This window comes from Pseudomonas sp. HMSC066A08 (assembly GCF_001813025.1).
Classification (GTDB): domain Bacteria; phylum Pseudomonadota; class Gammaproteobacteria; order Pseudomonadales; family Pseudomonadaceae; genus Pseudomonas; species Pseudomonas aeruginosa.
This window is the reverse complement of the sequence record NZ_KV811290.1, coordinates 180,109-193,597: the sequence shown is the minus strand read 5'-3', so window position 1 is coordinate 193,597 and position 13,489 is coordinate 180,109. Positions and strand designations below refer to the sequence as shown.

The 13,489-nt window shown below is 68.6% G+C and carries 10 protein-coding genes; 8 read left to right on the top strand and 2 right to left on the bottom strand.

Going from position 1 to position 13,489, the window contains the following annotated elements:
- Positions 1-466 precede the first annotated feature (466 nt).
- Entirely contained in the window at positions 467-2,458 is a 1,992-nt protein-coding gene (locus HMPREF2886_RS10115; protein ID WP_083318544.1) for a DEAD/DEAH box helicase, read from the top strand.
- Between the two features lie 13 nt (positions 2,459-2,471).
- Here HMPREF2886_RS10115 and HMPREF2886_RS10110 read toward each other — a convergent pair whose 3' ends face one another.
- Positions 2,472-3,122 (bottom strand): class I SAM-dependent methyltransferase, encoded by a 651-nt coding sequence (locus HMPREF2886_RS10110; protein WP_079387667.1) that lies wholly within the window; start codon positions 3,120-3,122, stop codon positions 2,472-2,474.
- A gap of 117 nt (positions 3,123-3,239) precedes the next feature.
- On the opposite strand from HMPREF2886_RS10110, the gene HMPREF2886_RS10105 reads away from it, so the two are divergent.
- The 6 genes from HMPREF2886_RS10105 to prpD all read left to right on the top strand — a co-directional run bounded on the left by HMPREF2886_RS10105 (position 3,240) and on the right by prpD (position 11,751).
- Entirely contained in the window at positions 3,240-3,962 is a 723-nt protein-coding gene (locus HMPREF2886_RS10105) for a GntR family transcriptional regulator (RefSeq protein ID WP_003085635.1), read from the top strand.
- 10 nt (positions 3,963-3,972) lie between these two features.
- The gene (gene prpB, locus HMPREF2886_RS10100; RefSeq protein WP_003103044.1) at positions 3,973-4,869 is read left to right on the top strand and encodes a methylisocitrate lyase; all 897 of its coding nucleotides are present in this window, start codon (positions 3,973-3,975) and stop codon (positions 4,867-4,869) included.
- Between the two features lie 92 nt (positions 4,870-4,961).
- Entirely contained in the window at positions 4,962-6,089 is a 1,128-nt protein-coding gene (gene prpC, locus HMPREF2886_RS10095; RefSeq protein ID WP_003085628.1) for a bifunctional 2-methylcitrate synthase/citrate synthase, read from the top strand.
- A 130-nt stretch (positions 6,090-6,219) separates the two neighbouring features.
- Positions 6,220-8,826, top strand: coding sequence for a Fe/S-dependent 2-methylisocitrate dehydratase AcnD (gene acnD, locus HMPREF2886_RS10090; protein WP_070747229.1), 2,607 nt, complete (start codon positions 6,220-6,222; stop codon positions 8,824-8,826).
- Positions 8,827-8,944: 118 nt separating this feature from the next.
- Positions 8,945-10,132, top strand: coding sequence for a 2-methylaconitate cis-trans isomerase PrpF (gene prpF, locus HMPREF2886_RS10085; protein ID WP_003103056.1), 1,188 nt, complete (start codon positions 8,945-8,947; stop codon positions 10,130-10,132).
- Positions 10,133-10,266: 134 nt separating this feature from the next.
- Complete coding sequence (prpD, locus tag HMPREF2886_RS10080) at positions 10,267-11,751, top strand: 2-methylcitrate dehydratase (protein ID WP_003103059.1); 1,485 nt, start codon at positions 10,267-10,269, stop codon at positions 11,749-11,751.
- Here prpD and HMPREF2886_RS10075 read toward each other — a convergent pair.
- Entirely contained in the window at positions 11,729-12,517 is a 789-nt protein-coding gene (locus HMPREF2886_RS10075; protein WP_057388540.1) for an AraC family transcriptional regulator, read from the bottom strand. The genes prpD and HMPREF2886_RS10075 overlap by 23 nt on opposite strands.
- Positions 12,518-12,623: 106 nt before the next feature.
- Between HMPREF2886_RS10075 and HMPREF2886_RS10070 the strand changes: the two genes are divergently transcribed.
- Positions 12,624-13,439, top strand: a complete 816-nt coding sequence (locus tag HMPREF2886_RS10070; RefSeq protein WP_003085615.1) for a sulfite exporter TauE/SafE family protein — start codon at positions 12,624-12,626, stop codon at positions 13,437-13,439.
- The last annotated feature ends 50 nt before the right edge of the window (positions 13,440-13,489 follow it).

The window sequence follows — 13,489 nt, the reverse complement described above, 5'->3', positions numbered from 1 at the left end:
GTCCGACGAGTGCGGGTCGTACCCCGTCGCATTCGTCCGCCGCGCCATACGTCCATCTCCGCTCTGCGCAAGCGCGCCGAGCTTGGTAATATCGGCTGTTTGCGGTTTCGGCTGGTTTCGCCGAAGGACATACCGGATGACTTCACCCTCCGCCCCAGACACCCAGCTCAGCCTGGCCATCGACCCGGCCCGGCCGTATGCGCGGCTGACCCTCGGCAGCCACGTGCACAGCGGCTACGACCTGCGCAGCGGACGCATGCAGAGCATTTCCCGGCACCGCGCGGCGCTGGCCTTCATCTATGCCGGCGAGGCGGTTTCCGGGCGTCCCGGCAGCGAGCCACGGGAGGCCCAGCGGCGTATCGAACGGCGTCCGGCACACGAGCAGGAATACCGCGAGACCCTGCGCCGCCTCGGCTTCAAGCCGGCGACCCGGCGCAGCGACGCGCTCGAGGAAAGCGCCGGCGAGATGTTCGAACTGCCCGGCGACAACGCCTGGCTGCACTTCATGCAGGACGACCTGCCGCGCCTGCGCCAGCAGGGCTGGTTCATCGACATCCGCGCCGACTTCGCCTACGACCTGACGCCCATCGACGCCTGGTACGCCGAGGTCGAGGAAGCCGATGACCGCCAGTGGTTCGAGCTGGAACTGGGCATCCAGGTCGCCGGCCAGCGGGTCAGCCTGCTTCCGGCGCTGACCGAACTGATCCGCCGCAGCCCGGCCCTGCTCGATCCGCGCGCCCTCGCCCGGCACGCCGACGAAGAGCAACTGGTGCTGCGCCTGGAACTCAACCCGCCGCTGCGCGTGGCACTGCCCTTCGGCCGCCTGAAGCCGGTGCTGGCGGCGCTTTCCGACTTCTATCTGGGCGACCCCGAACCGCAGCGCAAGCTGCGCCTGGGCGCACCGGACGCGGCGCGCCTGGCCGATCTCGACGAGTTGCCGCTGGCCTGGGAAGGCGGCGACAACCTGCGCGACTTCGCCCGCCGCCTACGCAGCTTCCAGGCTCGTCCGGCGACCCCGCCGCAAGGCCTGCGAGCGGAACTGCGGCCCTACCAGCTCGAAGGCCTGAGCTGGATGCAGACCCTGCGCGAACTCGACAGCGGCGGCGTGCTGGCCGACGACATGGGGCTGGGCAAGACCTTGCAGTCGCTGGCCCACGTGCTCCTGGAAAAGCAGGCCGGGCGGCTCGACACGCCGGCGCTGGTGGTGATGCCCACCAGCCTGATCCCCAACTGGCTGGACGAGGCCGAGCGCTTCGCCCCCGATCTGCGCGTGCTGGCCCTGCACGGCGCCGGCCGGCGCCGCGATTTCGCCCGTATCGACGAGCACGACCTGCTGCTGACCACCTATGCCCTGCTGCCACGCGACGCCGCCGAACTGGGCAAGCGGCGGTTCCACCTGCTGATCCTCGACGAGGCGCAGAACATCAAGAACGCCACCACCAAGGCCGCCGTCGCCGCCCGCGAGCTGGCGGCACGGCATCGCCTGTGCCTGACCGGTACGCCGCTGGAGAACCACCTCGGCGAACTCTGGTCGCTGTTTCATTTCCTGATGCCCGGCTGGCTCGGCGACGCCCGCCAGTTCGCCCAGGACTACCGCACGCCGATCGAGAAGCACGGCGACGAGGCACGCCTCAGCCACCTGGCCTCGCGCCTACGGCCGTTCCTGCTGCGACGGACCAAGGAACAGGTGGCCTCGGAACTGCCGCCGAAGAGCGAGTTCACCCAGTTCGTCGAACTCAGCGAGGCGCAACGCGAACTCTACGAGACCGTGCGCCTGGCGCTGGACCGCAAGGTCCGCGAGGAGATCGCCCGGCGCGGCCTGGCGCGCAGCCGCATCGTGATCCTCGAGGCGCTGCTCAAGCTGCGCCAGGTCTGCTGCGACACGCGCCTGCTGCAACGCCAGGAAGACGGCGCGCGCAGCGGCCGGGCGCTCAGCTCGGGCAAGCTGGCCTACCTGCTCGACATGCTCGACGAACTGATCGCCGAGGGTCGCCGGGTCCTGCTGTTCTCGCAGTTCACTTCGATGCTCGCGCTGATCGAGGACGCCCTGCGCCAGCGCGGCATCGACTACGTCCTGCTGACCGGCGAGACCCGCGACCGCCGCGCCCCGGTACAGCGCTTCCAGAGCGGCAAGGTACCGGTGTTCCTGATCAGCCTGAAGGCGGGCGGGGTCGGCCTCAACCTGACCGCGGCGGACACCGTGATCCACTACGATCCCTGGTGGAACCCGGCGGTGGAGAACCAGGCCAGCGACCGCGCCTACCGCATCGGCCAGGACAAGCCGGTGTTCGTCTACCGGCTGATCGCCCGCGGCACGGTGGAAGAGAAGATCCAGCACCTGCAGCAGGAAAAGGCCGCCCTCGCCGACGGCCTGTTCAGCGAAGGCAACGGCGACGGCTGGAAGCTCGACGAGGCCGATATCGACGCGCTGTTCGCGCCCCTGCCCAAGGCGCTCTGAGCGCCGCCCGGATTCAGCGCGCGACGCCGCGGTAGACGTAGGTCATCGGCCGCGGCCCCGGCAGGTAGCCCTGTTCCAGCTCGTCGATGCGAAAGCCGGCCTCGCGCAGCAAGGCCGGCATGTCGCGGTCCAGGTGGCAACCGCCGGCCAGCGGTTTCCACCAGGGCGTCAGGCGCCGTTGCCAGGCCAGCACCGAGGCGTCCGGCGCGCGCCCGTGCTCGCAGAACAGCAATTCGCCGCCACGCTTCAGCACCCGACGCATCTCGCCCAGCGCCGGCAGCGGCGCGGCGATGGAGCAAAGGGTGAAAGTGCAGACGATGGTGTCGAAGCTTTCCGCCTCGGCGCGGATCGCGCCAAGCTCGAGGGCGACCATTTCCACCGGGATGCCGATTTGCGCCGCGCGCTCGCGGGCCAGCGCCTGCATCTGCGCGGCCGGGTCGACGCCGACGATCGCCGACACCTTCGCCGCGTCGTAGAAGCCCAGGTTGAGCCCGGTGCCCAGGCCGATCTCCAGCACTCGCCCATGGGCACGCGGCACCAGCAGCGAACGCTGCTTCATCACGTCGCCCATGCCGCAGGCGAAGTCGATCAGGCGCGGCAACACGTAACGGTCATAGATGCCCACGAAACTCTCTCCTGGCACAGCGGCTGGAGGAGAAAGCATAGACCAGCGAAGCATTAGACGATTGTCGACAATCAAGCGACCAATGATTGACCACATGCAATCCAGGCGGTAGTTTTCGCAAACATTGTCGACACATCGACCCGGACACCCCGTACCATGACCCAGAACCCGCCCCCTCTCGAGATTGCCCATGACGACGGCGAGACCTTGTCGGAACACGTCTTCCGCAAGATCCAGAGCGCCATCGTCAGCGGCGAGATCGCGCCGGGCAGCAAGATCTCCGAGCCGGAGCTGGCGCGCACCTACGGCATCAGCCGTGGCCCGCTGCGCGAGGCGATCCACCGCCTGGAAGGCCTGCGCCTGCTGGTGCGGGTGCCGCATGTCGGGGCGCGGGTGGTGTCGCTGAGCCACGCCGAGCTGATCGAGCTCTACGAGATCCGCGAGTCCCTGGAAGGCATGGCCTGCCGACTGGCCGCCGAGCGCATGAGCCAGGCCGAGATCGACGAACTGCGCCGGGTGCTCGACACCCACGAGCGCGACGAGGCGTTCCAGGCCGGGCGCGGCTATTACCAGCAGGAAGGCGACTACGACTTCCACTACCGGATCATCCAGGGCAGCGGCAATGCCACCCTCACCCGCATGCTCTGCGGCGAGCTCTACCAACTGGTGCGGATGTACCGCATCCAGTACTCGACCACGCCGAACCGGCCGCGCCAGGCCTTCGCCGAACACCACCGCATTCTCGACGCCATCGCCGACCGTGACGGCGAACTGGCCGAGCTGCTGATGCGCCGCCACATCAGTGCGTCGCGCCGCAATATCGAGCGCCAGCTGGAACCCCAGCCGGCAAAGCTCGCCTCCGCTTCCTCCACCGTCTAAGAGGTCCGTGATGAGCCAGACGTCCCTTACCCCCGGCCAGCGCTTCCGCGAAGCCGTGGCCACCGAGCACCCGCTGCAGGTGGTCGGCACCATCAACGCCAACCACGCCCTGCTGGCCAAGCGCGCCGGTTTCAAGGCCATCTACCTGTCCGGCGGCGGCGTCGCCGCCGGTTCCCTGGGCCTGCCGGACCTGGGCATCAGCGGCCTCGACGACGTGCTCACCGACGTGCGCCGGATCACCGATGTCTGCGACCTGCCGCTGCTGGTGGACGTCGACACCGGCTTCGGCTCCTCGGCGTTCAACGTCGCCCGTACGGTGAAATCGATGATCAAGTTCGGCGCCGCCGCGATGCATATCGAGGACCAGGTCGGCGCCAAGCGCTGCGGCCACCGGCCGAACAAGGAAATCGTCTCGCAGCAGGAGATGGTCGATCGCATCAAGGCCGCCGTCGATGCCCGCAGCGACGACTCCTTCGTGATCATGGCGCGCACCGACGCGCTGGCCGTGGAAGGCCTGCAGGCCGCCATCGACCGCGCCTGCGCCTGTGTCGAGGCCGGCGCCGACATGATCTTCCCGGAAGCCATGACCGAACTGGCCATGTACAAGGAATTCGCCGCCGCAGTGAAGGTGCCGGTGCTGGCCAACATCACCGAGTTCGGCGCCACCCCGCTGTTCACCACCGACGAACTGGCCTCCGCCGACGTGTCCCTGGTGCTCTACCCGCTGTCGGCCTTCCGTGCCATGAACAAGGCGGCGGAAAACGTCTACACCGCGATCCGTCGCGACGGCACCCAGAAGAATGTGATCGATACCATGCAGACCCGCATGGAGCTGTACGATCGCATCGACTACCACAGCTTCGAGCAGAAGCTCGACGCGCTCTTCGCGCAGAAGAAGAACGCCTGAGCATCGAGCCCGGCGTGCGCCTGAGCGCCGGTCCGCGAACCCCGTGAAACCGAGTTGCAGCATCCAGAAAAAGTTCAAGAAAGGAGAGAGCAATGGCTGAAGCAAAAGTACTGAGTGGCGCCGGCCTGCGTGGCCAGGTTGCCGGTCAGACAGCCCTGTCCACCGTCGGCCAGGAAGGCGCCGGCCTGACCTACCGTGGCTACGACGTCCGCGACCTGGCGGCGGCGGCGATCTTCGAGGAAGTCGCCTACCTGCTGCTCTACGGCGAGCTGCCGAACAAGCAGCAGCTCGACGCCTACCTGAAGAAGCTCCAGGGCCAGCGCGACCTGCCGCAGGCGCTGAAGGAAGTCCTTGAACGGATTCCGAAGGACGCCCACCCGATGGACGTGATGCGCACCGGCGCCTCGGTCCTCGGCACCCTGGAACCGGAGCTGAGCTTCGACCAGCAGCGCGACGTCGCCGACCGCCTGCTCGCCGCCTTCCCGGCGATCATGACCTATTGGTACCGCTTCACCCACGAAGGCCAGCGCATCGACTGCAACAGCGACGAGCCGACCATCGGCGGGCACTTCCTCGCCCTGCTCCACGGCAGGAAGCCCAGCGAGCTGCACGTGAAGGTGATGAACGTCTCGCTGATCCTCTACGCCGAGCACGAGTTCAACGCATCCACCTTCACCGCGCGGGTCTGCGCCTCGACCCTGTCCGACTTGTACTCCTGCGTCACCGGCGCCATCGGCTCGCTGCGCGGCCCGTTGCACGGCGGCGCCAACGAGGCGGCGATGGAACTGATCGAACGCTTCTCTTCGCCGCAGGAAGCCACCGCCGAGCTGCTGAAGATGCTCGAGCGCAAGGACAAGATCATGGGCTTCGGGCATGCCATCTACAAGGATTCCGACCCGCGCAACGAAGTGATCAAGGGTTGGTCGAAGCAGCTCGCCGACGAGGTCGGCGACAAGGTCCTGTTCGCGGTTTCCGAGGCCATCGACAAGACCATGTGGGAGCAGAAGAAGCTGTTCCCCAACGCCGACTTCTACCACGCCTCGGCGTATCACTTCATGGGCATCCCGACCAAGCTGTTCACGCCGATCTTCGTCTGCTCGCGGACCAGCGGCTGGACCGCCCACGTCTTCGAACAGCGCGCCAACAACCGCATCATCCGCCCGAGCGCCGAGTACACCGGCGTCGAGCAGCGCGCGTTCGTGCCGCTGGAGCAACGCTGATCCACGCCGTCCGGCGCGCCGAACGCGAGCGCGCCGGACGGTTGCCGCACCCAGAATTCGAAAGGCCGGCGTGGGCTGCGCCACGGCGCGAGCGACACGCTTCCGAACACCCCGTGATTGAGTCCGAGCCATGAACAGCGCACACCGCAAACCGCTCCCCGGCACCCGCCTGGACTACTTCGACGCCCGCGAGGCGGTCGAGGCGATCCAGCCCGGCGCCTACGCCAAGCTGCCCTATACCTCCCGCGTGCTCGCCGAGAATCTGGTGCGCCGCTGCGACCCGGCGACCCTGGAGGCTTCGCTGCGCCAACTGGTCGAGCGCAAGCGCGACCTCGACTTCCCCTGGTACCCGGCGCGGGTGGTCTGCCATGACATCCTCGGGCAGACCGCGCTGGTCGACCTCGCCGGCCTGCGCGACGCCATCGCCGACAAGGGCGGCGACCCGGCCCAGGTCAACCCGGTGGTGCCGGTGCAACTGATCGTCGACCACTCGCTGGCGGTGGAATGCGGCGGCTACGACCCCGAGGCCCTCGCCAAGAACCGCGCCATCGAGGACCGCCGCAACGAGGACCGCTTCCACTTCATCGACTGGACCAAGCAGGCCTTCCGCAACGTCGACGTGATCCCGCCGGGCAACGGCATCATGCACCAGATCAACCTGGAGAAAATGTCGCCGGTGATCCAGGCGCGCGACGGCGTGGCCTTCCCCGATACCTGCGTGGGCACCGACAGCCATACCCCGCACGTCGACGCCCTGGGCGTGATCGCCATCGGCGTCGGCGGCCTGGAAGCGGAAAACGTGATGCTCGGCCGCGCCTCCTGGATGCGCCTGCCGGACATCGTCGGCGTCGAGCTGAGCGGCCGTCTCCAGCCGGGCATCACCGCCACCGACGTGGTGCTGGCCCTGACCGAGTTCCTGCGCAAGCAGAAGGTGGTCGGCGCCTACCTGGAGTTCTACGGCGAAGGCGCCTCCAGCCTGACCCTCGGCGACCGCGCGACCATCTCCAACATGGCTCCGGAATACGGCGCCACCGCGGCGATGTTCGCCATCGACCAGCAGACCATCGACTACCTGCGCCTCACCGGCCGCGACGACGAGCAGGTCGCCCTGGTGGAGGCCTATGCGCGCACCGCCGGACTCTGGGCCGACAGCCTGGTAGACGCCGAGTACGAGCGGGTACTGAAGTTCGATCTGTCCAGCGTGGTGCGCAACATGGCCGGCCCGTCCAATCCGCACGCCAGGGTCGCCACCAGCGAACTGGCGGCGAAAGGCATCGCCGGCAACCTCGAGCGGGCCCGCGCCGAGGAAGCCGAGGGCCTGATGCCGGACGGCGCGGTGATCATCGCCGCGATCACCAGTTGCACCAACACCAGCAACCCGCGCAACGTGATCGCCGCCGGCCTGCTGGCGCGCAACGCCGACCGCCTCGGCCTGGTCCGCAAGCCATGGGTGAAGACCTCGCTGGCACCCGGCTCCAAGGTGGTCACCGAATACCTGCGCGAAGCCGGCCTGCTGCCGCACCTGGAAGCCCTCGGCTTCGGCGTGGTGGCCTACGCCTGCACGTCTTGCAACGGCATGTCCGGCGCCCTCGACCCGGCGATCCAGCGGGAGATCGTCGAGCGCGACCTGTACGCCACCGCGGTGCTCTCCGGCAACCGCAACTTCGACGGGCGCATCCACCCCTACGCCAAGCAGGCCTTCCTCGCCTCGCCGCCGCTGGTGGTGGCCTACGCCATCGCCGGGACCATCCGCTTCGACATCGAGCGCGACGTGCTCGGTGTGGTGGACGGCAAGGAGATCCGCCTGAAGGACCTCTGGCCGAGCGACGAGGAGATCGACGCGGTGGTCAAGGCGGCGGTGAAGCCCGAGCAGTTCCGCCAGGTCTACATCCCGATGTTCGACATCACCCAGGGCGAGCGCGAAAAGGTCGACCCGCTCTACGCCTGGCGCCCGACGAGCACCTATATCCGCCGCCCGCCGTACTGGGAAGGCGCCCTCGCCGGCGAACGCACCCTGCGCGGCATGCGTCCGCTGGCGGTGCTGCCGGACAACATCACCACCGACCACCTGTCGCCGTCCAACGCGATCCTCGCCGACAGCGCGGCGGGCGAGTACCTGGCGAAAATGGGCCTGCCCGAAGAGGACTTCAACTCCTACGCCACCCACCGCGGCGACCACCTCACCGCGCAACGCGCGACCTTCGCCAACCCGAAACTGTTCAACGAGATGGTGCGCAACGCCGACGGCAGCGTGAGGCAAGGTTCGCTGGCGCGGGTCGAGCCGGAAGGCAAGGTGATGCGCATGTGGGAAGCCATCGAGACCTACATGGAGCGCAAGCAGCCGCTGATCATCGTCGCCGGCGCCGACTACGGGCAGGGTTCTTCGCGCGACTGGGCGGCCAAGGGCGTGCGCCTGGCCGGGGTGGAGGCGATCGTCGCCGAGGGCTTCGAGCGCATCCACCGCACCAACCTGATCGGCATGGGCGTGCTGCCGCTGGAGTTCAAGCCGGGCACCACCCGCCTGACCCTGGGAATCGACGGCAGCGAGACCTTCGACGTGCTCGGCGCTCGCCGGCCGCGCGCCGACCTGACCCTGGTCATCCACCGGCGCGACGGGGAGCGGCTCGAAGTGCCGGTGACCTGCCGCCTGGACAGCGACGAGGAAGTCTCCATCTACGAAGCCGGCGGCGTACTGCAACGCTTCGCCCAGGACTTCCTGGAGGCGGCCGGCGCCTGATGGCGCCGGCGAAACACCCTGGTAGGACGGACGACGCGTAGCGTCATCCGCCGACGACCGGCAGCAGCTGCCGAACGCAGCCGCTGCCCCTGAATTCGATTGCCGAGGACGACGACGCATGGCCCATCCACCCCAGATCCGCATCCCCGCCACCTACCTGCGCGGCGGCACCAGCAAGGGCGTGTTCTTCCGCCTGGAAGACCTGCCGGAATCCTGCCGGGTCCCCGGCGAGGCGCGCGACCGGCTGTTCATGCGGGTGATCGGCAGTCCCGACCCCTATGCCGCGCACATCGACGGGATGGGCGGCGCCACCTCCAGCACCAGCAAGTGCGTGATCCTCTCGAAGAGCAGCCAGCCGGGCCATGACGTCGACTACCTCTACGGCCAGGTCTCCATCGACAAGCCCTTCGTCGACTGGAGCGGCAACTGCGGCAACCTCTCCACCGGGGCCGGCGCCTTCGCCCTGCACGCCGGGCTGGTGGATCCGGCGCGGATACCGGAAGACGGCATCTGCGAGGTGCGCATCTGGCAGGCCAATATCGGCAAGACCATCATCGCCCACGTGCCGGTGAGTGGCGGCCAAGTCCAGGAAACCGGCGACTTCGAGCTGGACGGAGTGACCTTCCCGGCGGCCGAGATCGTGCTGGAGTTCCTCGACCCGTCCGACGACGGCGAGGACGGCGGCGCCATGTTCCCCACCGGCAACCTGGTGGACGACCTGGAGGTGCCGGGGGTCGGCACCTTCAAGGCGACCATGATCAACGCCGGGATTCCCACGGTGTTCGTCAATGCCGAGGAGATCGGCTACCGCGGCACCGAGCTGCGCGAAGAGATCAACGGCGACCCGCAGCAACTGGCGCGCTTCGAACGGATCCGCGTCGCCGGCGCCCTGCGCATGGGGCTGATCAAGACCCCCGAGGAAGCCGCGACCCGCCAGCACACGCCGAAGATCGCCTTCGTCGCCCCGCCCCGCGACTACCGCACCGCCAGCGGCAAGCTGGTGGCGGCCGGCGATATCGACCTGCTGGTCCGCGCGCTGTCCATGGGCAAGCTGCACCACGCGATGATGGGTACCGCGGCGGTGGCCATCGGCACCGCCGCGGCCATTCCCGGCACCCTGGTGAACCTCGCCGCCGGCGGCGGCGAACGCAGCGCGGTACGCTTCGGTCATCCCTCCGGCACCCTGCGAGTGGGCGCCGAGGCCAGCCAGGCGAACGGCGAATGGACGGTGACCAAGGCGATCATGAGCCGCAGCGCGCGAATCCTCATGGAAGGCTGGGTGCGCGTACCCGGCGACGCCTTCTGAACCGACCTATCCTTGCTCCGGCCTTCCGCCACCGCGAAAGGCCGGGGCGTCTTGCAGCCACGACAAGAAAAACCATCCCCGACCCAGCCTGACCCGAGAGGAAACCCACCACTTACGAACCACTGGAGTACGCGATGAGTGCCAACGTCGATCTCAACCAACGTCCCGACTACGACGCCGTCCTGCAGGACATCGCCGACTACGTGCTGGACTACCGCATCGATTCCACGGAGGCCCTGGACACCGCCCGCAACTGCCTGATGGATACCCTCGGCTGCGGCCTGCTGGCGCTGCGCTTCCCGGAATGCACCAAGCACCTCGGCCCGCTGGTCGAGGGCACCCTGGTCCCGCACGGCGCGCGGGTGCCGGGCACCTCCTTCCGGCTCGACCCGGTCAAGGCCGCCTGGGACATCGGCTGCATCGTCCGCTGGCTGGACTACAACGACACCTGGCTGGCCGCCGAGTGGGGCCATCCCTCGGACAACCTCGGCGGCATCCTCGCCGTCGCCGACCACCTCTCGCAGAAACGCCTGGCCAACGGCGAAGCGCCGCTGAGCATGCGCCAGGTACTGGAAGCGATGATCATGGCCCACGAGATCCAGGGCGTGATCGCCCTGGAGAACTCGTTCAATCGCGTCGGCCTCGACCATGTGCTGCTGGTCAAGGTCGCGTCCACCGCCGTCTGCGCCAAGCTGATGGGGGCCGACCGCGAGCAACTGCTGGCCGCCCTCTCCCACGCCTTCGTCGACGGCCAGGCCCTGCGCACCTACCGTCACGCACCGAACGCCGGCTCGCGCAAGTCCTGGGCCGCTGGCGACGCGACGAGCCGCGGCGTGCGCCTGGCGGACATCGCCTTGCGCGGCGAGATGGGCATTCCCGGCGTGCTCAGCGCGCCGCAGTGGGGTTTCTACGATGTCCTGTTCAGCCACACCAGCAAGGACCTGGCGACCAAGCCCGAGGACAAGCGGCGCTTCAGCTTCCCCCAGGGCTACGGCAGCTACGTGATGGAAAACGTGCTGTTCAAGATCAGCTTCCCCGCCGAATTCCACGCGCAGACCGCCGCCGAGGCCGCCGTGCGCCTGCATCCGCTGGTGAAGGACCGCCTGCAACGGATCAGCCGCATCGTCATCACCACCCACGAGTCGGCGATCCGCATCATTTCCAAGGTCGGCCCGCTGGCCAACCCCGCCGACCGCGACCATTGCCTGCAGTACATGACCGCCGTGCCGCTGATCTTCGGCGACCTGGTGGCCGAGCACTACGAGGACGCCTTCCACGCCGCCCACCCACTGATCGACCGCTTGCGCGAGAAGATGGAGATCGTCGAGGAGCCGCGCTACAGCCGCGAATACCTGGAGGCGGACAAGCGCTCCATCGCCAACGCCGTGGAAGTGTTCTTCGACGACGGCAGCAGCACCGGCCAGGTCGCCGTGGAGTACCCGCTCGGCCATCGCCGCCGGCGCGCCGAAGGCATCCCGCTGCTGCAGGAGAAGTTCAAGGCCAACCTGGCCACGCGCTTCCCGCCGCAGCGCTGCCAGAGGATCTTCGACCTGTGCAGCCACCAGGCATCGCTGGAAGCCACGCCGGTGAACCGCTTCATGGACCTCCTGGCGATCTGAGCGCGCCCGCCTGGAAGGCGCTGGGCGGCTGGCCGAGGACCCGGCGGAACATGGTCGAGAAGGCTGCCGGGCTCTGGTAGCCGCAGTCCAGGGCGATGGCGGTGACCGTTTCGCCGCCGGCCAGCCGCGCCAGTGCCTGCACCACGCAGGCGCGTTGCTTCCAGGCACCGAAGCTGAGGCCGGTGTAGCGACGGAAGGTGCGGTTGAAACTGCGCAGGCTGGTATGCAGCAACCCGGCCCAGCGCTCGGCGCTGGCGCGGATGTCGGGCTCGACGAGGAACGCCTCGCAGAGCGCCAGCCAGCGCGGCTCGGGCGGCAAGGGCACGTGCAGCGGCAGCGTCTCGGCCGCCGCCAGCTCATGGAGCAACAGCGTCGCCAACGCGCCGTCGCGACCTTCGGTGTCGTATTCCAGCGGCATGTCCACCGCCGCCAGCAACAGTTGCCGCAGCAGCGGCGAGACCGCCAGCACCTGGCAGTGCAGCGGCATCGCCGTGGCGCTGCCGGGCTCGATGTACAGGCTGCGGGTGCTCACTCCGAGCATCCGCACCTCGTGCTCGACGCCCGGCGGAATCCACACCGCGCGCTGTGGCGGCACCACCCAGCCGGCATCGCCGGTACGCACCTGCATCACCCCGCTGGCACCGTACAGCAGTTGCGCGCGACGATGCCGATGGCGGGGCAGCAGGTAGCCGTCGGGATAGTCGGTACCCATGGCCACCACGGCCCGGGGCGTGGCGTCGTACTGCTCGATGGAAGCGTTGCGCATGGTCGAAGCACCTGGCCGAAACGCGAACAGTATTGGCCAACCTCGCGAAGCGGGCCAGCCCCGGGACGCCTAAGCTGGCCTTCCGCTCTCGCTCCGGAAACCCGCCATGTTCTATCTCCTGCTCTTTCTCTGCGGCTGCCTCACCGGGGTCAGCGCCGTGCTGTTCGGCTTTGGCGGCGGCTTCGTGGTGGTGCCGCTGCTCTACCACCTGCTGCAACTCGGTCGCGCCGCCGACGACCCGCTGGCCCAGGCGGCCATGCAGGTCGCGGTGGCCACCTCGACCTGCGTGATGATCGTCAACGCCGCCCTCGCCACCTATCGCCACCGGCGCGCCGGCAGCCTGCTGCGCGCCTATGTCTGGCCGCTGGGCGCGTACATCGGCGTCGGCGCGGTGCTCGGCGCGGCGCTGGTCGGGCTGGCCAGCGGCGACTTCATCCGCCTGGCCTTCGTCGCCTACCTCGCCATCACCATCCTCGACTGCCTGTTGCGTCGCGGCTTCCTCAGCCGCGCCGAGGAACGCCAGGCGCGGCCGCTGGGTGTCGGCGAGACGCGCCTGGGCGGAACGCTGATCGGTGCGATCGCCACCTTCCTCGGCGTCGGCGGCAGCGTGATGACCGTACCGCTGCTGCGCCGCTGCGGGCTGAGCATGACCCAGGCGACCTCCATGGCCAACCCGCTGAGCCTGCCGGTGGCTCTTGGCGGCACCCTTACCTACCTGGTCCTGGCCGGCTACCAGGAGCAAGGCCTGGGCCGAGGCTTCGTCGGCTACATCGACCTGCTGGCCTTCGCCACCTTGGCCGGCGGCGGCTGGCTCGGCATCCGCCTGGCGACCCCGCTGATCGGGCGGATTCCCGATGCGCTGCATGCACGGGTGTACGTCGGCCTGCTGGCGGCGGTGATGCTGAGCATGCTGGCGGGCTGATGCCCCGCTACGTGCCGGCGGATAACCGCAAGCGGTTATTCGCCCTACCG